19 protein-coding genes and 4 pseudogenes are annotated in these 22,771 nt (G+C 58.8%); 14 read left to right on the forward strand and 9 right to left on the reverse strand.

Annotated features, from left to right (window positions below):
* On the forward strand, positions 1-2,798 hold a 2,798-nt coding region (locus G4D79_RS29030), incomplete at its 5' end, for a hypothetical protein (protein ID WP_214514648.1).
* A gap of 163 nt (positions 2,799-2,961) precedes the next feature.
* Here the strand turns inward: G4D79_RS29030 and G4D79_RS29035 are convergent.
* The 5 genes from G4D79_RS29035 to G4D79_RS29055 all read right to left on the reverse strand — a co-directional run bounded on the left by G4D79_RS29035 (position 2,962) and on the right by G4D79_RS29055 (position 7,878).
* Entirely contained in the window at positions 2,962-4,401 is a 1,440-nt protein-coding gene (locus tag G4D79_RS29035) for an ATP-dependent endonuclease (RefSeq protein ID WP_214514649.1), read from the reverse strand.
* A 662-nt stretch (positions 4,402-5,063) separates the two neighbouring features.
* Positions 5,064-5,513, reverse strand: coding sequence for an HIT family protein (locus tag G4D79_RS29040; RefSeq protein ID WP_214514650.1), 450 nt, complete (start codon positions 5,511-5,513; stop codon positions 5,064-5,066).
* Positions 5,510-6,367, reverse strand: coding sequence for a macro domain-containing protein (locus tag G4D79_RS29045; protein WP_214514651.1), 858 nt, complete (start codon positions 6,365-6,367; stop codon positions 5,510-5,512). The genes G4D79_RS29040 and G4D79_RS29045 overlap by 4 nt, the downstream gene beginning before the upstream one ends.
* Positions 6,364-6,873, reverse strand: coding sequence for a TIR domain-containing protein (locus G4D79_RS29050; protein ID WP_214514652.1), 510 nt, complete (start codon positions 6,871-6,873; stop codon positions 6,364-6,366). Before G4D79_RS29050 ends, G4D79_RS29045 begins: the two co-directional genes overlap by 4 nt.
* Before the next feature lie 792 nt (positions 6,874-7,665).
* Positions 7,666-7,878 carry a hypothetical protein gene (locus G4D79_RS29055; RefSeq protein ID WP_214514653.1) on the reverse strand — a complete coding sequence of 71 codons (213 nt, stop codon included), beginning with the start codon at positions 7,876-7,878 and terminating at the stop codon, positions 7,666-7,668.
* Positions 7,879-8,519: 641 nt separating this feature from the next.
* On the opposite strand from G4D79_RS29055, the gene G4D79_RS29060 reads away from it, so the two are divergent.
* The 7 genes from G4D79_RS29060 to G4D79_RS29090 all read left to right on the forward strand — a co-directional run bounded on the left by G4D79_RS29060 (position 8,520) and on the right by G4D79_RS29090 (position 15,117).
* Positions 8,520-9,179, forward strand: coding sequence for a DUF3761 domain-containing protein (locus G4D79_RS29060; protein ID WP_308252613.1), 660 nt, complete (start codon positions 8,520-8,522; stop codon positions 9,177-9,179).
* 61 nt (positions 9,180-9,240) lie between these two features.
* Positions 9,241-10,377, forward strand: coding sequence for a TerD family protein (locus G4D79_RS29065; RefSeq protein WP_214514654.1), 1,137 nt, complete (start codon positions 9,241-9,243; stop codon positions 10,375-10,377).
* 135 nt (positions 10,378-10,512) lie between these two features.
* Positions 10,513-11,127, forward strand: coding sequence for a 3'-5' exonuclease (locus G4D79_RS29070; protein WP_214514655.1), 615 nt, complete (start codon positions 10,513-10,515; stop codon positions 11,125-11,127).
* A 169-nt stretch (positions 11,128-11,296) separates the two neighbouring features.
* Positions 11,297-12,424: a hypothetical protein gene (locus G4D79_RS29075; protein ID WP_214514656.1), complete on the forward strand. Its 1,128-nt coding sequence runs from the start codon at positions 11,297-11,299 to the stop codon at positions 12,422-12,424.
* Between the two features lie 392 nt (positions 12,425-12,816).
* Positions 12,817-13,239, forward strand: a complete 423-nt coding sequence (locus G4D79_RS29080; RefSeq protein WP_214514657.1) for a hypothetical protein — start codon at positions 12,817-12,819, stop codon at positions 13,237-13,239.
* 20 nt (positions 13,240-13,259) lie between these two features.
* Positions 13,260-14,237, forward strand: coding sequence for a DDE-type integrase/transposase/recombinase (locus tag G4D79_RS29085; protein WP_021344381.1), 978 nt, complete (start codon positions 13,260-13,262; stop codon positions 14,235-14,237).
* Between the two features lie 91 nt (positions 14,238-14,328).
* Positions 14,329-15,117, forward strand: a complete 789-nt coding sequence (locus G4D79_RS29090; protein ID WP_214514658.1) for a hypothetical protein — start codon at positions 14,329-14,331, stop codon at positions 15,115-15,117.
* 382 nt (positions 15,118-15,499) lie between these two features.
* Here G4D79_RS29090 and G4D79_RS29095 read toward each other — a convergent pair whose 3' ends face one another.
* Complete coding sequence (locus tag G4D79_RS29095; protein WP_214514659.1) at positions 15,500-15,715, reverse strand: hypothetical protein; 216 nt, start codon at positions 15,713-15,715, stop codon at positions 15,500-15,502.
* A gap of 89 nt (positions 15,716-15,804) precedes the next feature.
* Here G4D79_RS29095 and G4D79_RS29100 point away from each other — a divergent pair, with 89 nt between their 5' ends.
* The 6 genes and pseudogenes from G4D79_RS29100 to G4D79_RS34705 form a co-directional block, all read left to right on the forward strand.
* Entirely contained in the window at positions 15,805-16,107 is a 303-nt protein-coding gene (locus tag G4D79_RS29100) for a transposase (RefSeq protein ID WP_042922031.1), read from the forward strand.
* A 165-nt stretch (positions 16,108-16,272) separates the two neighbouring features.
* Positions 16,273-16,374 (forward strand): annotated as a pseudogene (locus G4D79_RS35440) (IS3 family transposase); the annotation flags it as partial.
* On the forward strand, positions 16,348-16,704 hold the full coding sequence (locus G4D79_RS35445; RefSeq protein ID WP_374223452.1) for a DDE-type integrase/transposase/recombinase: 357 nt from the start codon (positions 16,348-16,350) through the stop codon (positions 16,702-16,704). The pseudogene G4D79_RS35440 and the gene G4D79_RS35445, both read left to right, overlap by 27 nt.
* A 245-nt stretch (positions 16,705-16,949) precedes the next feature.
* Positions 16,950-18,056, forward strand: a complete 1,107-nt coding sequence (locus G4D79_RS29115; protein ID WP_082920510.1) for an IS110 family transposase — start codon at positions 16,950-16,952, stop codon at positions 18,054-18,056.
* Between the two features lie 16 nt (positions 18,057-18,072).
* A pseudogene (locus tag G4D79_RS29120) lies at positions 18,073-18,369 on the forward strand (transposase); the annotation flags it as partial.
* Between the two features lie 65 nt (positions 18,370-18,434).
* Positions 18,435-19,365 (forward strand): annotated as a pseudogene (locus G4D79_RS34705) (IS3 family transposase); the annotation flags it as partial.
* Here G4D79_RS34705 and G4D79_RS34710 read toward each other — a convergent pair.
* From G4D79_RS34710 to G4D79_RS29140, 3 genes and pseudogenes are all read right to left on the reverse strand, one after another.
* Positions 19,362-20,204: pseudogene (locus G4D79_RS34710) on the reverse strand (NB-ARC domain-containing protein); the annotation flags it as partial. The pseudogenes G4D79_RS34705 and G4D79_RS34710 sit on opposite strands and share 4 nt — an antisense overlap.
* 163 nt (positions 20,205-20,367) lie before the next feature.
* Entirely contained in the window at positions 20,368-21,204 is an 837-nt protein-coding gene (locus tag G4D79_RS29135; protein WP_214514664.1) for an SDR family NAD(P)-dependent oxidoreductase, read from the reverse strand.
* 201 nt (positions 21,205-21,405) lie between these two features.
* Complete coding sequence (locus G4D79_RS29140; protein WP_214514665.1) at positions 21,406-22,506, reverse strand: CaiB/BaiF CoA-transferase family protein; 1,101 nt, start codon at positions 22,504-22,506, stop codon at positions 21,406-21,408.
* Between the last annotated feature and the right edge of the window lie 265 nt (positions 22,507-22,771).

Here is a 22,771-nt window from a genome sequence, read left to right on the forward strand (position 1 = left end):
CGTCCCTCACGTTCGCTGGGCGACTACTGAATCTGATCCGCGATGCGGACGATCTCGCCCCGCTTGTGCCTACCTCCCACGCGGGATCGGTCCCAAATGGGCTTCGGTCGGATCAGGAGGTCGTTCGTCAACTCGTGGGTGCACTGCGCAGTCCTACAACGCTGCCCGAGCTGGGTCCGGCGGTGGTTCCCCTCGCGAGATTGGCCCGCTGCCTAGCCGAAAATTCAGCAAAGTCTTATTCGGATGCAGCACTGGCGGCCGACCTACTTCTAGGATTGGAAATCCGTGATCCTCTCGCCCATAGCAAGCCCGGCGCGACCGACCGTGCCGACGCGGTCGCTGCCCTTCTCGATGGTTGCCGTTCTGATCCCGAACGGATGGAACAGCTGGCAGGGGCAGCCGCACGGCAGCTCGAGAATGTGGCCGGCATCAGTGAATCCGTCCGGAACGCAATCGCCCGGCTGCTAGCCGACAAGAATGCACTGCGCCAGTGGGGTGGAACGGTACTGACTGGGCTGGCAGAAGCTATCGTCCCTATCACCAGGCACAACCCTGATCTTGCCCGGCATGTCGCCGCTACGATTCTGGCCTACGACGAGGGCCGCGAGGGGCAGGTTCCGCTCGTGCGTAGTGCGCTGATGCCTTTGAATGAGTCACGCCGCCAGCAGGCCGAACACAGTATCTATGTGCTCGGGGAGAAGCTCGGCGAGCTCTGTAACGTCGATCTGTTGATCGCGGCGGAGATCTTCTGCGATCTCGCCGAGGATGCGGATGCAATTCCCGCGATGGCCGAATGGCCGGTATCGGTGGCGGACGCTGACGGCTGGTTACAGGACGGCCCCGATCTATCACTGACCGTAGACGAAATCGGTGAAACCGCAGCGCAGGCCCTTTCAGTCGCGCTTGCCGGCACCGAACCCTCGGATGCTGCACCTGTAGTCGCCGTGTTGGTCAAACAACTGCACAATGCGGCAGCATGGGCTGCTCTCATGAAGCCCGCCGACCACACTTTGAGCGCTCTAGACCTCAGTCGCGTGCTTCTGCCGGCTCTGGAATCCGGTGCACTGCTGGCGCATCCTGGTACGCATGGGGCGGCCGCCGCACTCCTCGACGCTGTTGCCGCGAGCGAACCGACCCTCGCAGGTCAACTCGAGCACGCTGTTCTCAACGCACATGCACTCGCGGACGCCAACCACGTGCACCCGCGAGTCAAAGACGCGCTGATCGTTTGCCTGAACCCTGAGTCGATCACATCGCCCGTGCTGAAGGCGCGACTCGAAGTCCTCGCCACGGACGCGCCACCAATGATTCTGTCGCCCCACCCGACCGCTATGGCGACCGCTCGGGAATGGTCGCCATTCGATGCGATGTCGGTGCAAGGCATTCAGTTGGACAAGGAAGCCGAAACTGCCCTGCGAGCATTGGACGAGGAAGTCACACGAGTCAGCGTAGGAGCAGATCCTAAGCCTCAGAACGAATTCCGGCTTCCCGAACTCTTCGAGACCGCCGACCCGATCTTCGCGGCATGCGAGCAACTACCGCAGGCTCTCGAAAAGCTGCTAGTCGAGGCCGCCGCGCTCTTGGCTCGTGACGAACGCGTCAATCCTGGCACACCACTCGGGAACCGCGTCTTGGCCGTGCTCACAACAGCCCAAAACAGCCATCATGTCGGGACCCTAATCGGATCAAATAGGAGCCCAGGCATACGCGACAGGGCAGTCGGTGGCCTCACCGCCTTGTTCGCCCGACAAGAATGGCGCGACAGCGACAGTGGATCACCGATTGCCGCGTCGGTGACCGCGGCCCTTGGAGACAAGAGCCCCCTCGTCCGTATGCACGCGGCACACCTTGCCGTCGAGCTGAATGCCGACGCGGATCAATCAAAGACAGCTGCAGCAGTGGGCGAACTCGTTCTCGCTGAAGAAGATCCAACGGTGCGAATTGTACTACTCGAGCAGCTGACGCAGGTGATTGTCGGAGCCGAGACGACTGTAGATGCAATTCTCGAACGAATCCCTGGTGACGCGTTGTCCGAGCCGCTCAAGAATCTGGGGCGCAGCATCATGAAGTTGTACACATACCTAGCCATCGTCCCGCGCACCCCATACGCATCTCGAACCGTTGAACAATGGTGCAATGACGCACCCACACACGGAGGCGAAGTCAAAGCATTTGCACAATGCGCACGAGACTATCTCGGTCCCAACGGAGGCGAGGGGCGAGCGGAGGCCTACCGGCTACTCACTGCAGCGGCAAGGTCATCTCATGCTCGATGGACCCGCGACCCTGAAGAGCACCACGTCGCCACACTCTCCGAACGGCAACGAACCGAACTCAAAGGCGTTTTGGACACCTCCCATGAGATCGCCCGACAGATCTACTTCACCAGCGGCGGTGCATACGACTACAAGCAGAAACAGGGCCCCCCACCAGGCACCCGGCACACCGTCTTCGCTGAACTTGCCTATCCCCTGTTGGCCATATGTGCGAGCTTGCGTATCCCCCAATGCATCCATTCGGCCGTTCAGACAATGATCTTCCTCGCACCGCTCGATGAGGCCCGCGCACTCCACGCCGTAGCTGACGCAGTCCCCGCGCACGGCCCTTACGCCGGCGACTCTTTAGCCGGGGACGACGTCATCCCTTACATGGAACGACTACTCGCAGAGAACCAACAGCTCGTCCTTCACGATACCGCCGGCGTCACAGCCTTCCGCCAACTTCTCACTACCTTCGCCAGCGCAGGAAATACTAAGGCACTGACGCTGGCCTACACCTTCGCCGATGTATTTCGATAGCTTGGTAGACCCCGAAGACCGATCCTGCCGAGGCATTCCATCGCAGCGCCGATATCTGTCGCCGGTACCGCGAGTTAACTTCGGTGCTATCGGAGCGCGAGCAATGTTCCGATCGCTCACCAGGTGTACCGAACTACGAATGACCCGAATCCGAGATCGGTTTCTAGACTTCAGGTTCCGGTGCAACCGAGTTCCCATTTGCTGACCTTACGAACTCCACGAGCTGATCTACTCGTTCTTTCAGGTCGAACCTTCCGAGATGATCGACGATGAGCATTGACGACACGGTTCGCGCTATCGCAATCTTGTCGAACTGCGCCTTACCCTTCACGCTGGGCAAAGGGTTCGTCCACTGCCCCACAGACGTGTATGTGGCACCGGGGTGTTCTTTCGCCACCGCAGCTTTCAAAATCTCCGGTTCGACGTAGTTCTCGACCGTGTAGCAGTCGGTCACCCAGGCGAACCCCGGGGCGGCATCGTCCGTTTCGAACTCGTTCTGGATCCGCTGTTTCGTCGCGTTGATCGATGCGGCGGCGGTCGTCTTGTCGGAATCGATGACAACGGCGCTCGCTCGGTTCAGGCGTCGTAGGCCGATGAAATCGTCGAGTGCTTCCTCACTCGAGCTGAGGTGTGACAGCAGTTTGCCGCCGTAGAACATGATCGAGTAATCGATCCCTTCGGCCAGTTCGGGGGCGATCAGTTCTATCCAACGTCGCAGGTAAATCCGGTCCGACGGTCCCTCGACCCAGATCACGCAATTCGCCTGAAGCAAATCCGACGGCCGGTAGCCCAGGTCGTTGCAAATCTGAACAAGTTGGTGTGGACGACGAGCCAGTCGCGAGACGGTTCCACCAGTTGTAAGACGAAGGTGGTAGGCAGTCGCCCGACTGTCGTCGAGCAAATGCGATGAGTGCGTGGCAATTACGTACTGATTACTGGTCTCGTCAGTAAGGTAGCGAACGAGTTTCTTCTGCAGAATCGGATGCAGGTTTGTCTCGGGTTCCTCGACGCACACCAACGACTCCGTGGTGATCGTTGCCGCCACAGCAAGCATGATGACCTGTTCTACTCCACTGCCGAGGCTTGCCAGCGGAAGAACTCGCTGTGGTGTCCCCACCTGAATAGTCGAAAGATCATGCGGGATGCTCAATTGGGCATCGCCATCACCCAGCACGGTCTGGACGAACCGATTAATGGCCTCCCACTTCGGCTTTGACATATTCCACTGATCGTGCGGCGGGTTCTGCAACGCAGCAAGCTCACGGATAATGCCCTGTCCAGCAATCCAGTCATGTTCCCTTTCATCCTCCACACGGCGAGAACCGGTAATCGTTACCACTTTGGGAATCGATCGGAATCCACCGATCGAAAGCATCAATCGTGTCATGACGTCCGCGGCGTTCACAGTGCCACCACCCAACACATCCAAGACTCGATTGAAGTGTCGCTCCTGCCAAAGCGGCCACCGATTCATCGCCGCCTCCACCCTGGCGAGCGTCGGACTGAAATTCTCTTCGTTCAAGGTAAATCTCGACCAATAGACGGCGTCCTCGTCGGCGAGCAGTGCCATGAGGCCTTCTTGGAAGGCCTCGAGTGTGCTCAAGCAGAGACTTCCAGGGACCTCGGTACTTGTTCGCGGGTCCTGGCGATCACCGAACGAACCAAGCGAGACGGCCACACCCACCTCCAGCGGAAGCACGCCCTCAAAACCACGTGGATGATCGAGTGAGCCAAGTACTGGTGTGTTCGGCGGACGTACTGCACCGCTATTCTCGATGGCCAACTGCGGAATCACCTCCCGCAGAAATCGCAGAACATTAGATTTTCCGCTGTTGTTAATTCCCGCGAGTACTGTGACCTTCGTCGGGAACCGGAACTCCTGCCAGGACGCGATTGACCGGTATCCCGAAAAACCGACTCCGGTCAAGAGGGGTGAGTAGTTACTCATGGGGGCCACATGAACTCCGATAATCTCTGAGCTCGATACCGAGCAATTCGCCATCCTAGCAACAGGTCCGAACTCAGCCCGGCAAGAGCAGTCGACTGGCGGGCAGGTTTCAGCGAAGCGAAATGCAGTTCATGCAGACCAAGTTTCAGCAATGACATCGAGAGCATCGTATCGAGCGACCAACATGGCGTTGCCGACACGATAAAGTCCCCCCGGATGGTGGAACCTCTCCTCAGACAAGCCCGCTGTAACTGATCCTGCGACACCAGCTTTAGGCGATCCATTGAATCTGGTAGAGCTTCCTCGGCCGGACGGCATCACTCCAGATGCAGATGTGGAAAAATTGTCTGTGCGATCGCGTCCGTTTCTTCTAACGGCTGTTCAGCGACTACTCCCCAGTCGGTCCCACCTTCGGGGAGAGTCCCAGCCACGTGGAAGTGAACGTGTGCGATCGTCTGGTGAGCCGCGGTTCCGTTGTTCTGCCACACCGCGATACCGGGGCGCTCGTACGCGTCGTTAATCGCTTGAGCCGCGGCGCGCACGCCAGCCGCAACCGCTGCGATCTCACCGTCCGAGAGATTTAGGATCGTTTCCCGATGTTCCACAGGAACGACTAAAAGGTGTGGCATGCCCCGCTGTTCACGTGTCACCAGCACAGCGATCGCATTGGTGCGAGCGACCACCGTGAAAGGGCGTCGCCCCGAGAGATAGTCGCAGAATGCGCACTTGTCGTTTTTGGGCACATCGAGGGCTGTTGTGTCAGTCATGAGGGCTTGAGTGATGTCAGAAAAGCTTGCAGTTCAAGCCGATCCAGGCGCTCGTAGTCCTGTGGTCGAAGAACCAGGCGTAGCTCGTCACAGACCTTGTTGTTTCTCGATGCGAACATGAACGACAAGATCGTGAATCGGATCGAGTCTTGGGTCGGAACGATATTGGACATGCGTGACATGCCGCCACCGATCACAGGCATGCAGACCGTGTGTCCGTTCCCGTGCTTCGAGATTGAGTTCCACAGTGCGTTGAGGCTGACCCATAACCCGTCAGTGGTTCCCTGCGCATTGTTGTGCTCATCCATCATGGTGTAAGCGACGAAGAAAAGTTTTCTGGGGGGACGTTCGATAACAGCGACAGTTCCCAACGGGTAGCGAACAGTCTTTCCTACTTTGGTGACGGTATCGCGCGACGCGGTAGAGCTGAGTGCAGTGTCGAGATCGGCGTCCAACCTGGCCACATCATTGCCGTATAGGCGTTCCAAGGCGATGCCTTGAAGGCTGGTCCGCGCGATTATGTTTGGAATCGCCGTATCGAAGGTGTCGCATGTGCCAATCACCAGGTGCCCTTCTTCATCGAAGAGGTCACCTTTGACGATTCGGATCCGGGTTCTGGGGGATTCGTAGGTTTCCTCGATGGGGCGCGGCCATGATCGCCACATTGAAAGTGGGATTCCGATGAGTGCCACACCGAGGACAGCGTGTCCCCACCACCCGTGCTTAGCGAGTTTGAAAGTCCAGTCGAGTAATTGTCCGAGAACTGCGATGATGCCAGCCCACGCGAAGAACCATGTGGCTGCCGAGAGCAGGAACCGTTTGCTGAACAGGTCGCTGCGGAGAGCGGAGCTCACAGCCCCAGGCCTGCGTAGACCTGGCTGTTGTACTGGTGGGAACCCGCCTTGTCTGTAGTCGCGTATTGGACGGCGTAGTTCTTGAGCGCAAGGTCGATGATTCTCGGTTGAAACGACACTGACAGCGTGTAGTAGTCGTCAACTAGCAACGGCTGAGGAATCACTGACTCGTTGACGATTCGACCACCGTCGAGGTTCGCAATGACGATCGGGAGATTGAACTCCATCGCCACCTTGATCTCATGGGCGAGGAACGACTTACCGTCGCTTCCCTTCCGCCGCCCCGTTGCACTGCCAAGCAGAACGACATGCTTGGCGTTCTTCATACGCTCCCGCAGATTCCTCTTGATCGTCTCCGGCTTACTCTCATCACGAGAGATGAAAAGCGTGTGGGCGTTGTAGAAGTCAAAATCGATCTTGTCGTTTTCTCGCCAGGCCTCCATCAGCCTGTAGTAATGGATATCCTCGCTGGCGAAGGCAACATACGTCTTATTTCTGTAGCTCATGGGTAGTCCGGATTCTCAATCGTTGCCCGGTATCTGCCCGAGCAGGTTGTGGACATCATGCCCTAAGCTCCACCGCTGACTGAAACGACCACACCCCTGAATCGGTTGGCTTGGGAACTGCTCGGAGCCGTGCCTTAACGTTCCGCCGTCAGTCACGGCCATCTACAGCGGGTCGTTCAGTTGGCAAGCTCGCGGTACAGCTTTGCCTTGATATCCCCAGTATCTTGGTGATGGTCGCGATGGACTCCGCTGATTCACACCTCCGGCGGGCAAAACCGATCTGTTTGGCGTCGAGCGCTCGGGGGCAGCCAGTCTGCCTCCCGCGGCTTTCACGGCCTCTCGTGCGACTGCACAGCACCTTCATGGATCGGCTCCCACTTCAAGCTCTGCGAGGGAACTGACCATGCCGGCGCGAACTGCCCGAGTGGTCGAGAGAAGCGCACCAGCGCGCCACACGAGGCGCCCGATCGCGTCGGGCGCCCACATTTCGGTCGTTGCTTCACCCTGCAGATGCTACGAGAGTCGGTCCCGTCCACATGCCCAGAGGGCGCCGCGTCTGTGTTCCGCACCTACGGACCGAGCAACCACAACATTCGTCGCAATCGGTAGCGAATTGAACATCACCACAAGCAAACCTCCGCCCTACCGAAAGAACACAACTCGACGTCACCCACTCTGACTCGCACTGATCACGAGAATCTTCAGGACCATCGAATCAGTTGCTGGGTAAAGGTTTTGCATGCTCGATTGCGTTCGTCCGCTAGCTCGATGTCGGGTCTGGCCGAGAACGGATCAGGCGTTGTGATTGTTTTCGGACCACACCGGTGTAACGGTGGCCGAGTGCCTCGACATCCGTCGGTCCGCGTGGCGCAGGTCCTCGAGAGCCCCGACAACCACGTACGTGCCCTCGTTCTCGTAATACACGTCCACCCGTGCCCCCGGTTTCGCGGCACACTCCTCGGCGCCAGAGAAGCGCGTCGCGTCATGCCGAGCGGCAAATGCCACACTGCAACCTCACACGTCAAATGCTGACGATCTTCCGCTCCGTTCTTTGCGCTTGGATTGCCGATCGAGACTGAAAAATATCTCGACACCCAATGGAAAAGACGGCGGCGGTCGATGCGGACCATCAGACCCGAGCACTACTCGCACATTAGGCCGGCCGCCCAATATCGATCCCGGAATCTGGCTTCACCAGACACATCGACGAAGGCCACACACCAACGCTGGACATATGCAGGCCCGGCGCAATCGCGAACTCAACACCGCCACAATTGCGGAAGCTCCTCGCACGAGGATGCCGAAAAACCGCGACCACGCGCAGAACGACGCCCGAAAAACACAGCATTGCAGAACACATACCCCCTATGACGGTGCGAACTGATGCGCGTCGCAATCCCCGCCGCCGCGAATCCGAACATGCGCCAAACGCCAGGCCCGGCGAGGAGGAGAAGGCTCAACGGCCTTCTCGACGTGTCGGCTCGGCCAGTTGCGAGTCACCGCTAAACAGAACCTCTGAGACAAAAGTTCGCCGACCAGAATCAGCCCGCAGGTCATCGCAAAGGGATACTCCTCACATTCCGCCCATATCGACGTGATTGAATTTTCTCGATATTGCTTCGCGATTGCTGAATCCAGGAGAATTCGTGGCCACCTTCTTGATACTTGTGGGATTGATCGCGCTCGTCATCGGTGTGATCGCGCTCCTGCGCGGCCACATCGGCTGGGCTCGGATCCCGAACAGGCGAACTGCCGTTATCGTCAGCCTTGTCGCGTTCGGCGTTATGCTCGCCGGCGGCGCGCTCACACCAGCCCCGGCCACCTCGGTGTCGGACCGAAACCTCACCACCTCGACATCGACTTCCCCTCCGCCGACCAGCACCTCCACCACTACCGTCCGAGAAACGACGACGACAACCACGGTGGCGCCAACCAGCACGACCACGACACCACCTCCGTCGCCGCCGGCGACGACGTCACTCACCCCGGCACCGATACCGTCGACCGAAGTCGCGATCGCGCCCTTCGTGCCACCTGCACCTGCACCTGCACCTGCACCTGCACCTGCGTACACCGCACCAGCTGCGCCGTCGAGAGGCACAAGCGGCGGTGGCACTTCCGGGGGCGGCTGGGACGACTGCGTCGGCGGTTACATCAACACCGCAGGCAACTGCATCCCCTCCCCACAACAAGCACCTCAAGCGCCTGCGGGCGCGACCGCGAAATGCAACGACGGCACTTACAGCTTCAGTCAAAGCCGACGCGGCACCTGCTCCCGACACGGGGGCGTCGCCAGTTGGCTCTGACGCCGGTCGACAAGTATCGACGACCCGAGGAAAGAATGGTCGAAATGCGCTTGGTTACAACATGACTGTCAGACTTACACGGGGCGAGAACACGACGCTCCCGCACCGGACGGTCAGCATCACGACCACCGGAGTCACACCGGGGACGGTCGATCTGTTGGTGTTCCAGCTCGGAATGAACGAAAAGGTTCGCTCCGACGACGATCTGATCTTCTTCAACGCTCCCATCTCGAAGGAAGGTGCGGTGACGCTGAGCGGTGATCGCGTGGAGCTCGACCTCGACCGGGTGCCCTCCGACGTGCTTTTCATGCGTGTGGCAGTCGCCCTGGACGAATCGGCGGGCGGGACCCTCGCCGCGATCAAAGGTCTCGGAGCCGCGCTCACCGATCTGTCGGGAACGCATATCGTTGCCGCCGCATCGGGTTTGAGTACCGAACGCGCTGCAATTCTGTTGGAAATCTATCGCCGGGGCGTTGCATGGAAGGCGCGTAATATCTCCGCCGGTTGGGAAGCCGGATTGGTTGCTCTCGTCACCGAGCACGGAGTCACTGTCGACGAGGAACCTTCCGGCACTATCTCTGTGCCCTCTGTGCCGGCGAAAACGACGAACGCAGCGCCTACGAGTCCTTGCTCGTCGCCTCCCGAGTCGACGGTCCTCATCGTGTATCCGGTCAAGAAGGAGTTCGTCGTTCACCGTGGCGGCACCGAATCCCATTACGCCGTCCCGGCGGGCTTTGAGCTACTTCACCTCGATCTCGAGCAGATGTTCCAGGTCGCGTTGACCAACACCGGCATCGATCCTGAGAACACGTGGTGGGAACTCGGATTCGACTCAGCCGACGAAATCGATGAGTACACCGCCCGCCGCACGACATTCACCGCCCGCCCCGGTCACACCCGACCGCCCTACGGCGTCCGGGTGGTATTCGAAGAAGACGGCATGACAACCGAACGCGGCTATCGCCCCGACCTGGATCGGCCGGAATGGCGAGGCGGCGCCGGCACCGGCCCCTGCGAGTTGAAAGAGTTGATCTTCCATATCGGGTTGACAGTCACGAACGCAGTCAAGGACGGATACCAGTTCGACGGGCCGTGGATGTTCCGCATCATCGACGACCCCGAAGACGGGAAGTGTCTCGAAAGTTTCTGCGCAGCAACGTGGATCAAACCGAAGCGGTGGCATGTCGCACCGAAATGATCGAACACACCACGTAGGTCGCGCTCTCTAGCCCCCCATTCGATCAGCGCTTCGATAGGTGCTGCGCCAAGCATCACGAACGGGCCGAATGTCCCCACAGAACCCGATCCGGCCGACAGCAAGACAGGACTCCGAATGCTCGATTACACGACCATCGATTTCGAGACTGCGAACTCGTACCGAGGCTCGCCGTGCGCGGTCGGTCTGGTTCGCGTCCGCGACGGAATTGCGGTCGAGGAACGTCACTGGCTGATACGACCGCCGAAGCGGGTCGACCATTTCGACAACTTCAACATCGCACTGCACTGCATCACTCCAGAAATGGTGGCCACCGCGCCGCGATGGAAAGACGTCTTACCGGCCATCGTCGACTTCATCGCGGGCGACGTCGTAGTTGCGCACAACGCCGGGTTCGATATCGGTGTCATTCGCTATGCGTGCGCCGTCGACAGCATCGAGTGGCCGGAGATGCGGTTTCTGTGCACGATGGTGCTATCACGACGTGCCCTGTCGCTACCGACTTACCGTCTGCCGTACGTCCTCGAAGCGCTCGGAGGGGTACTCGTGGACCACCATGACGCGCTCGCAGACGCCCGCGCTGTTGTTAACACCAACGATCGCCGGGGCTGCAATGACGGTAACGGCATCTTGTACGGCCCCACCTCGGCGATGTGGGTTCCATTGGAGAACCAGCCATCGATGTCACCGACCTGCGCACCGGAAAATGTCGGATCACTAGGCGTTCGATGATCTTTTTGATAAGCATGACAATTGCGATCGCAGGAAGCCTCACCAGATCAGTCTCAGACCTTAGACGTCAAAGTGGAATCACGAAATCGCCAGTCCGTGTGATGATTACGCACAACCGCGATTCTCCCACTACCTTTCGAATACTGCTCAACCACCGTCAGGAGGATCGATGCACCGCAAGAACACCGATGACGAAGAAGACAAGGTCATCGGACCTACGAACGAAGCAGATACCGAGCAAGACGCCCTAACAGAATCAAGTGACTCTCACCCAAAAAACAGCCATGGGATCAAACTGCTCACCGTGGGGTTAACACTGGTCCTTCTCTACGTTGTTGTAATCGCCGTCGTACTACACGAGTTCATCCCCGTCCCCGCGGGTGTGAGCATCGCTCTTGCTGCGACAGCCGCCGCGATCACCCTCCTCGTAGGTATGTATCGAGATATCCTGTCTGCAACCCCCTGGCCACGACAGATTCCCGTCACCCTAGGAATTGTTCTCGCCGTGTTATCGATAGTCACAGTTGTAGGCCTTGTACCGCTCGCAGATCAAGAGACCTCGACCAGTACGCAACATGCAAGCTCACCAATAACTTCCAGTTCACAAGACCCGTACATATCGCAGGTCGGACAACCGGTGCCGACGCCGCTCGTCGAACCGTCGATCCCTGTGACCCCAAACCATCCATGCCCAGCTCCTGGCACTACCGAACGCCGTGAACCGGACGTTGAAATATGTGTCGTCTACTGGTGCATGGCCCCGATAAAAACTGCCAGCGGAGACGGATCAATAACTACGAGCCAAGTGAAGGTACGCCCCAAAATCGAGAACAACTCAACGCAACCACTGGATCTATCTATCTCGACACCGTCGGCGATGCGACTGTTGGTCAGCTTCGAAGGCGAATACCGATGGGACCCACCATCACTCACTGCCAACGCCGGTGATCGCGTAGTGCGAGTGATCTGGGAGGGTAAGACGTTTTGGGCTGTCCCCCCCAATGTTCCCCACGACGCCTCAGTCATCTATCTTCCAGACGGATCCGCCACGTACGACGGATTTGTTACATCGTGGAATGCAAACTACATAGAACCTGGAGGCGCAATGAGTAAGCCGCTGAGGCTGGGAGTAGACGGGCGGGCTGTTCAAGAAGGAAACCTAGTCTTTCAAGTTCCGTCGGACTTGGGAGTAACGATAGTAGGACTGGCCGTTATTTCACGCGGGGCACAACCCCAAGTTCTTGCAGTGTCTAAGTCGTACACATGGCCCGAGCAATCGAACCTAAACGACTTTTAGATGCTCGAGTGTCCTGTGCCTGAAATCCGTTCCCTGACGTCCTTCTCGAGTACCGCAACGAAGGTGCACACTCCACGGTGAGGCAGTTGGTCATTGAGTACCCGAGCACCCGCTAGACATGATTGATCCAGGACGTCCCGGTGGGTACAAACGGCTTCACCATCCGGGTGCGTGAGTTAAGAGCAATCTGCCGATGGCGATCGTCACCCCAGAGATACCCGACGCTGGCTGTATCGGAGAACTCGCACAGGCTGTGGGCTTGCTTCATCATGCAACTGTGATCGGCCTGTCACCCGACATTTCCCTCCTGTCACCCCCTCTCTGTCACGATCAGATGAGACACTTGCAGTGAACGAAGTGCTATCACCGAGGGCATGACTGGAGCGCCACCCATGAGCAGTCCGAACCCCATATCGACGCCCGAAAACTCGGTGGACCCGGCCCCGAAACCAACCCGCCGCACCTTCACCGCCGAATACCGCAACAAAATCCTCGACGAATACAACCAAGCACCGTACGGCGAGAAATCTGCAGTTCTCCGCCGTGAGGGTCTCTACCAGTCGCAACTGCGCGAATGGAGCGGGACACGGGGCAGCAAACGACCTGCCAAAGTTAAGAGTGAAAACATCAAGGGACGCAACAACACTGACGCTGCAGATCGAAAAGAGATCGACCGCCTCACCCGAGCGAATGCCCGCCTTGCCAAGCAATTGACGCAGACGGAGGCCGCGCTAGAGATTATGGGAAAACTTCATACGCTCTTGGAGTCCATCTCCGAGAGCACGGACACGCCGCCGCTGCCGAAGACGCCCTGACCAGTGCGTTCGACGAATTGATGGCGGCGTCGATCCCCACCCGCACCGCCTGCGCGCTGATCCGGCGCTCCCGCGCCACGCACTACCGACATCAGCAGCCCCCGATTCTCGGCCCCAGAAAGCCTCGCACAATCCCGGACAATGGTCAGGCGCTCACCGCCGCCGAACGGGCTCACGTGCTTACGGTCATCAACTCCGACAAGTATTCTGACCTGGCGATTTGTCAGATCTACGCCCGTGAACTCGACGACGGGAACTACTGGTGCTCGACCTCGTCGATGTATCGCATCGCTTCCGAAGCAGGACAAAATCGTGAGCGACGCCGGCTCGCAACGCATCCGGCGAAGGTCAAACCGGAACTGCTCGCCGACGGGCCGTCACAGGTGTGGACCTGGGATATCACCAAGCTCCGCGGACCGACGAAGGGCGTCTGGTTTCACCTGTACGTGTTGATCGATATCTACTCCCGATACAACCCGTCCTGGATCGTCTCGAAGCACGAAAGTGCCCAATTGGCAGAACAATTCATCGCTGAGGCAATTGAACGCAACGGCACCACTCCGCACACCGTCCACGCTGATCGAGGCGTGTCGATGACGTCGGGCTTGGTGTCGGAACTGCTCACCAACCTCGGCATCGTCCGGTCGCATTCACGGCCTCGGATCTCGAACGATAATCCATTTTCGGAGGCCCAGTTCAAGACCTTAAAGTACCTACATGACTTCCCGAAATCGTTTGCATCCCTTACTGATGCGCGAGAGTTCCTGGAAGGATTCTTCAACGAATACAATCACATTCATCATCACTCTGGAATTGGCTGGCATACGCCGGCGTCGGTGCATTTCGGCACGGCGAGTGCCATCGACGAGGCCCGTCAGATCACGTTGACTGCTGCATTCCATGCGAATCCCGCACGGTTCTCGAATCGCCCGGCGCCACCGAAGATCCCGAAGGTCATCTACATCAACGAACCTGCGCTTGAATTCCAAAACACCTGATCGTCAGTGTCTCAGTTGACTTGATTTATACCGACCCGGCATTTCCCTGGTGACGAACTAACCTGTCGTTAACCCTGGATAACCTCCTCAGATGACTAACAATCGCCGCCGCACAGCACGGTCTCTGACCACAGGTGACATCGTGATCCTGACCATCGTCATCGGAGTCTTCCTCGGCGCAAGCATTTTGGGCGGTGCCGTCCTGTGGAACGAACTCAACCCGAGCAAATGGACCGCCGCGGGCTGGGCGGCAGTAGGGGCGTGGGTGGCCGGATTCGCTACCTTCTTAGCTGCAAGTGTGGCTCTGTTGGAGAGCCATCGGGCACGAAAGTCTGCCGAAAGCGCTCTCCAACAGGAGTACTGGAGGGTGGACATCGGCACTTCACTTCGCGTGCTGGACACGCTCCGTAGCCTTGTCCGCTATATGGACCACGATCTAAATGGGGTGATCGTTGGTTATAGAGGCGAATGGGATTCTGCGCAGGAGGCGGAATACGGCGGGCCAGACGAGACCTCCCCCTTTTGGGCCTACCACTGGGGCAAGCTCAATTCGGTCCATACAGCAGTTCAGGACTATCGAGCAGAGATCGAGACAGCGGGGCTCTCAATCCGTACCCCCGGCCTGCGCGAAGCTCTGAATACCGCGTTGAGTACGACTGGAGTAATCGAGAAACAACTAAATAAGTGGCTGAGCGACATTGCGATCGAGGATCAAATCAACACAGTCCTGGGCGAAGTTGACGAGATCACAAAGAACCAGGACCTTGATGACATCGACAAATCTCCTGAACGCGTGCTCTCGATCTGCGCACGCCACGCCCAGCGCACAATGCTGGATGCCGCGAAGTTTTCCGAGGTCGTCAATCCGTGGCGCACGTAGTTTGGACTGGGCGACGCGACGATAACCTCGTGACTGGCTTCGACTAAATGAACGGGACCGCTCCACCCACCTGATCCTGGCAGCGCACCACATGACTCAAAGTCCAAGATCACGACGGTTCACCGTCGGCAACAGTGCCGACCGAGTCGGCTGCATATCGCTACCGTACGCCAGCACGATCATGCATTCTAAATGTGGAATTCAGTGCACTGCAAAGCTAACGACGGAGAACTGTGATCGTCAAGGACCGCGACATCAATGGAATTGCCAGAAGAAAGCGGCATCCATGTCGAGTCTGCCCCTCAATCTTGCGCCATCTATTGTCTGGCGAAGGTGTGCGGCAACGTAGCGGCGACGACTGGTGAAGGAAAGATCCGCCGTATCAACCTGACTGCGACTCTCCGGTCGGCCTGACCGCTCGCTTAGCAACAGGCTTCGGAGCACGCCAGTCAACGCCGCTGCCTCGCCAGTAACGGTCGCAGTCCGCTTCGATCTCAGATTTCAGCTCTTCCAGTTGGGCATAGCTAGCTTGCTCGGCCCTGGTCAGACCCGATCCCTTCATCTGTTTCTTGAAGGCGTCGATCTTCTTGAATCGCACCGGCGAGTCCGGAGACTTTGATGTACCCCGAGTTTTCCGGAGTTCGTTTGTTTTACTTCAGGCATTGATGCACCCGAGAGAGGTCCACGATGCCCCGACGTTATCCGCCCGAGTTCCGCCGAAAAGTCCTCGATTTGTTGAAGTCAGGACGCACGGTCGCCGAGGTCGCCGCAGGTCTCGATGTCACCGAACAAACCATCTACAACTGGCGTAACCAGGAGCTCATCGATACCGGCCAGAAGCCGGGGCTGAGCTCGATCGAGAGCGCCGAACTCGCCGCCGCCCGTCGTCGTATCGCCGAGCTGGAGACCGAGCTTGCCATAGCCAAACGCTCCACGGAACTGCTGAAGTCGGTGGTGCTCCCAAAAGGCGGTTCGAAGCGATCGAAGTGATGGCCAAGGAAGGACTACCAGTACAGACCTCATGTCGCGTTCTGGAGGTGTCGGAGTCCGGCTTCTACGAGTGGCGCAATCGCCCACCCTCTGAACGCTCACTGCGACATGCCTGGCTGACCCAACTGATCACGGAGGTTCACACCGCCTCGCAATGGCACCTACGGTGCGCGGCGCATCCACGCCGAACTCACCCTTGGCCACGGCATTGCCGTGGGACACGGCTGCATCGAAATGTTGATGAGAGCTGCTGGTGTGAAAGGACTTCCGGGAAACAAACGTGCACGTTCCAAGCATCAAACCCCGACCGCGAGCGATCTCGTCGACCGTAAATTCACCCGCGACGAGCCGAACAAGCTGTGGGTCACAGATATCACGGAACATCCCACCCGTGAAGGCAAAATATATTGCGCTGTTGTCCTGGATACGTTTTCGAGGCGAGTCGTCGGGTGGTCTATCGACAGCTCGCAGACTGCGACATTGGTGACAAACGCTCTGGGAATGGCCATTTCGAATCGAGGCCCAACGCCCGGTAGTTTGATTCATTCCGACAGTGAGACTGTTTGTGCCGGTGTTTTCGGATTTCCTGACCGTTAACGCATGGAGACGAGAGAATGCTGGTGCCGGGAGTTCCCAGTGTTCCTGACCCGCACTCCGATCGACGATCGTATGTCTTTCCTTGGATTTGTCGGTTCCTGGGAACCCCCGGTGAGGCGCTACGCCTCACCGTCGGGGTGACCTGAGGAGAGCCTGCACCACCAGGTGCTCATCACTGTCTTGTCCGCCGGTTCGGTCGATGCGCGGCGCCGCCTTGCTCATCGGTCAACGGAGAGGAAAGCGACATGACAAGGATGCCTGACAAAGCCGATCTCGATCAAGACCGGGAAGTGTTCGCCGGAGTCGATACCCACAAAGAACTGCACGTCGCCGCGGTGATCGATACCGACGACAACGTCCTCGGAACTCGCAGTTTTCCGACCACCCGAAACGGGTATCGAACCATGCTGACCTGGATCGGCGAGTACGGCAATCTGATCCGGATCGGTATTGAGGGCACTGGCTCCTACGGAGCTGGGCTGACCCGCCACCTCGCGAAAGCCGGCGTGACGGTACTCGAGGTGGACCGCCCCGATCGCTCGGACCGCCGCCGTAAGGGCAAAAACGACGACCTCGATGCCATTAACGCAGCGCGTGCAGCCAAAACCAACCGGCGCACCACCACCCCGAAATCGAAAGACGGTGCCGTCGAGTCACTTCGTGTGTTGAGGGTGACCCGAGCCCATTCGGTACGAGAGCGGCGCAGTGCGCTGCAACTATTGCGGATGACGATCATCTCCGCTCCCGACGAGCTGCGCGAGCAGGTCCGCGATCTGACGCGGATGCAGCTGATACGCCTCCTCGCCGCGTGGCGGCCGGATGTCTCGAACGCTACCGATCCTGTGACCGCCTACCGGGTTTCGCTGAAATCCCTGGCTCGCCGCTATCTCGAATTGACCGACGAGATCGCCGATCTCGACGAACTGATCAACCCGATCGTGAAAGCCCTCGCACCTCAACTACTCGAGCGCGTCGGAATCGGTATCGAAGTCGCCGGACAAATGCTTGTCACCGCCGGCGACAATTCCGATCGAATGAAATCCGAAGCCGCGTTCGCGATGCTATGCGGTGTCGCGCCGCTACCCGCATCTTCTGGCATGACCCAACGCCACCGCCTCAATCGCGGCGGTGACCGCCAAGCCAACCGAGCCTTGCATCTGGCCGTCATCGGCCGCATTCGACTCGACCCGAAAACCCAGGCCTACGTAGAGAAGAAAACCAGCGAAGGCCACTCGAAACTGGAAACCATTCGGTGCCTGAAACGCTACCTGGCTCGCGAGGTCTACTACCTCCTCAACCCTGGACCGCAGACCATCACCCCGAACACCCGACACCATCGAAAAGCAGCTTGACTCTCAGGAGAGCATCCATGGAGTGCAGTTCACATCGTGGGCATTCACCCGCCGGGCACACGACTCAGGACTGGTCCCGTCGATGGGATCGATCGGTGATTGCTATGACAACGCCGTGATCGAATCTTTCTGGGGCAGAATGCAAACCGAACTCTTGAACCGGAAACGATGGAAAACGAGGATCGAATTGGCCAACGCCATGTTCGAGTATCTCGAGATCTTCCACAACCGGCAACGCCGGCACAGTGCCCTCGGGATGCTGACACCGATCGAGTTCGAGAACGTACACTTCACACGTCAACCCGTAGCCTGAAGTCAAATATGACGACTCCACGAAACTCGGGGAACATCACTTCATTCTTTGGGAAAGATGGAGTCATGTCGTCAGCAACGAACAAGAGGTACCCGCCCGAACTGCGTGAGCGTGCGGTGCGGATGGTCGCCGAGGTCCAACATGAGTACCTGTCGGAGTGGGCCGCGGTCGAATCCGTGGCCGACAAACTCGGTATCGGAAAGCGCAGACACTGCTCAACTGGATCCGGAGAGCGCAAACCGACGCCGGCGAACGACCCGGCGTGACGAGCGAAATGGCAGCGGAAATGCGCAAACTTCGAGCCGAAAACCGGGAACTCAAGCGTGCCAACGAGATCCTGAAGTCGGCATCGGTTTTCTTCGCAACGGAGCTCGACCGCAACAACAAGTGATCATCGACTACATCAACCGATACAAAAGCGAGTACGGCGTCGAGCCAATCTGCAGGGTGCTCAGCGAGCACGGCTGCTCAATTGCGCCGTCCACCTACTACGAAGCCCGCAACCGTCCTGCATCTCGGCGGTCCGTGCGCGACGAAGAACTCGAAGCCGAGGTCAGCCGTGTGCACGCCGAGCACTCCTCGGTCTACGGCGCACGCAAGGTGTGGCTCGAGATGCGTCGAGAGGGCGTCGACGTGGCGCGATGCACGGTCGAACGGTTGATGGGTGTCCTCGGGCTCGAAGGCGCACGTCGAGGCAAGAAAAAACGGACCACCATCGCCGATCCGCAAGGCGGTCGTGCGGAAGATCTAGTGCAGCGAAAGTTCAACCCGGTTGCGCCAAACATGTTGTGGGTAGCTGACTTTACATACGTTTCGACGTGGTCGGGTTGGGTGTACGTCTCGTTCGTCATCGATGCGTACTCACGCAGAATCCTCGGATGGCGCACCGCGACGACGATGACGACACCGTTGGTGCTCGATGCGATCGAGCACGCAATCTGGACCCGACGCCGAGAAGGGATTACCGACTTGTCCGGGCTCATTCACCACAACGAGGTTGTCAGGATCCGCAACTCCGCGCATGCGCGCAGGAGCACTTCGACCAACCCTGCCACCGCATCGATCGCCTGCTCGCAATTGTCGAGAACCAGTAGCAACGTCCGAGTGGCCAGGAACTCCACCAAAATATCCTGCAGCGGCTGTGATGACTGGTCACGTACGCCGAGGGCTGCAGCCACCGCGCCGATCACCAGCGATTCGTCGTGCAACTCGCCCAGCTCGACCAACCACACACCGTCGACGAAGTCCTTCTGGACATTCGATGCGACACGCAACGCGAGACGTGTCTTGCCGACACCACCGATTCCCGTCAACGTCACCAGACGCGACACCGATAACAGATTCTTCACTTCCGCCAACTCGGTGCGTCGACCGACGAAGCTGGTCAGCTCCAGCGGCAGATGTTTGTCGGCCCTCCGAACCACCGGCGATGCGGGTGGACGCCATCCAGTCGGCTGCGGCCGCGGATCTCGCGGGTCGGCCCCATGCTCGGCGCGTAGCGCCATGCTGTCGGCCACCAATCCGTGGCGGACCTGCAACTCCCGTAGTTCGTCGCCCAGCACCGACGTGGAAGGACGGTCGAGCGGATCGCGGGACATTGCCTTCTCTATGACGCCACACACGTCGTCAGGGAAGCCGTGCTCGCGCATGTCCGGCAGCGGTTGTGCGGTGATCCGCAGGAACTGAGCAACAACCTGCTCGCCGCTGCGGCGCTCGAAAGCCGCGTGACCGGTGAGCGCGCTGAACAGCGTGGCCCCGAGCCCGTACACGTCGGACGCCGGACTGGGCGGTTCACCGCCGAGCACCTCCGGAACTAGAAACTTGCCTGCAACGGTCGGGGCGACGTGGGTTCGCTACAACTCAGGTCTTCTATCACGCCTTCGGAGAAAGACATGCCTGACCGCGGCGATGCGTGTCAGCGCGAAGCGGCGGCATATCGTTTCAACTTCCGAGGGCGGATCCGGCTGGTACTTTGTGGGTACTCAGGTCGGGACAGGCTTAGGATGCAGTGTAGCCACCGTCAACGGCAAGGATATGACCGGTGACCATAGAGGATGCCTCCGTTGCGAGAAAGATGGCGGGGCCGACGATTTCGCGTGGAAGACCGCGGCGACCGATCGGTGTGCGTCCGTCAACCCATGAGTTCGTTGTTGTGTCGTTGGTATCGGCTCTGCGAGTCAACTCGGTCTCGAAGATCGACGGCGCGATTGCATTGACTCGAACGCCACGTGCGATCCATTCGATTGCCAAGCTGCGGGTCATCTGGGCAACCGCGCCTTTGCTCTGCAAATACGCTGACGAGTGTGGGTAGCCGACAGAGGAAGCGATTGACGCGAGGTTGATGATACTTCCGCTGTTTCGGGCGAGCATGTGCCGGCCGAATACTTGACACGCGAGAAATGACCCCTTCACATTCACATTCATGATGCGATCCCATTCGTCCTCGGGAAAGTTCTCGGCGGGGTGTCTGGATGCAATTCCTGCGGTATTGCAGAGTATGTCGACCTTCCCATGTGCCCGTACGACGTTGTCGAGCAGGGATTCCAAACTTGAGCGGTCCGTGGTGTCTACAGCGTCTGCGATTGCTCGTGGCCCGAGTTCAGCTGCGAGTTCGTTGGCGCGTTGTGAGTTGTGATCGGCGATGACAACGACAGCGCCGGCTTGGTGGTAGCCGCGGGTGATTGCACTACCCAGTCCACCTGCGCCGCCGATGACCACTGCAACTTGGTCGATCATGGTGAAGATTTCGTGAGCGTAGTTTGCGGGGACACCCAGATCGTCGATGTGTTGTGTCGAATCGGATACTGAATCAGTTGGTCGGGTGAGTCCGGACATGCGGGGTCCTTTCGGTAGACGCCTACACCGGTGCTTGTTTCTCTAGCGCAGGTCTACCCAGAGTGGTTGCTCGACTTCAACATTCGTCGAGGGCTCAATAGTGACGAGGCCATGCGGTTTCGAGACTCCCTCAGCAAGTCTCGGAAAGTCGTGAAGTACATACGGTAGCTAGGGCCTCGACTGCATTCCCCCAGCGTTCACTCATGATGGTTTTTTCGACGACCATTTGTCGACTACGAAATCCAGGGAACGGGACACGGGCATCTCGGCGGGGCTCGCCTGGCTGCGCCCGAATCTAGGAGCTGCACGGGCATGGGCTTTACCGGCATTCTCTTCCACGACGATGTTGCGGCCTACGATATGCGTATGCTCACTGACCTCGTCCAAGCGCAACACCGGTGTCACGCATGCATCCGTTCCGCCGAAGACATCGCACCAGTGGTCACGCGACCTGGAAGCAATTTTGTCCGCGAACAGGGCGGTCAGTGCGGGCCAATTCTCGTGATCCGATCGGTCGAGCGCTGATTCGTTGTCAACTCCCAGACCGGTGAGAAACAAGGAGTAGAACTTGTCCTCGAGCGCGCCTACCGCAATGAATCGGTCGTCAGCGCACTTGTACGTTCGGTAGTAGGGCGCTCCGCCATCGAGAAAATTGCTCTCTCGTCTGTCTACCCATTCCCCGAAACGTCGCTGTGACCATAGTATTTGCGTCAGGATGGCCGTACCGTCGACGATCGCGGCATCGACGACTTGGCCACGACCGGACCTTTGTCGTTCGACCAACGCTGCCAGCGTTCCCGACAGTGCGAACATCGACCCTCCGCCGTAGTCCCCTACGAAATTAACGGGGTTGATGGGAGCGTCCGCGGTGCCGATCGCATGCAGGGCTCCGGTAATCGAGATGTAGTTGATGTCGTGGCCTGCCAGTTGCGACCATGGACCTTCTTGGCCCCAACCGGTGATTCGGGTGTACACCAGACTCGGATTGCGAGCCATGCACACGTCGGGACCGAGCCCGAGACGTTCAGTCACGCCGGGCCGGAATCCTTCGAGAACGACATCCGCGTGATCGATCAACTTGAGTATTCGATCGCGATCGTCTGCTTGTTTGAGATCGGCTGTAACGATTGCTCGCCCCCGCAGAATACAGTCCTCCGCATCGCGTTCTCGTTGCGCCTGCGACTGGGGCCTGTCTACTCGTACCACGTCAGCACCCATGTCCGCCAACATCATTGCCGTGTGCGGACCTGGGCCGATACCTGCCAACTCCACTACGCGAATGCCGTCCAGCGCCCCGCTCACGCTGGACTCCCAGTTGCTGCTGCCCCTTGATGGATCGGCATCGCAGTCACCCTCACTCTTCTCGATGGACGATTCCCGGCTTAGGGAATCGCTCTGTCGCTCGTTCGGCCGTTTGCGCGACTTATTAATCAAACGGTCGTACGATTCTATCTGAAAGAACTTCAGAACCCCATCGGATCGCGCGCCACTCCCAGCCTGCCGCGCACCGACGAGACGTAGGGAGCACGTATGACCAACCGAAGGGCCAGGCCACGCGAGGAGGCCG

The sequence above is a fragment of the Rhodococcus sp. WY5 genome, assembly GCF_018588185.1.
Lineage (GTDB): Bacteria > Actinomycetota > Actinomycetes > Mycobacteriales > Mycobacteriaceae > Rhodococcus_F > Rhodococcus_F qingshengii.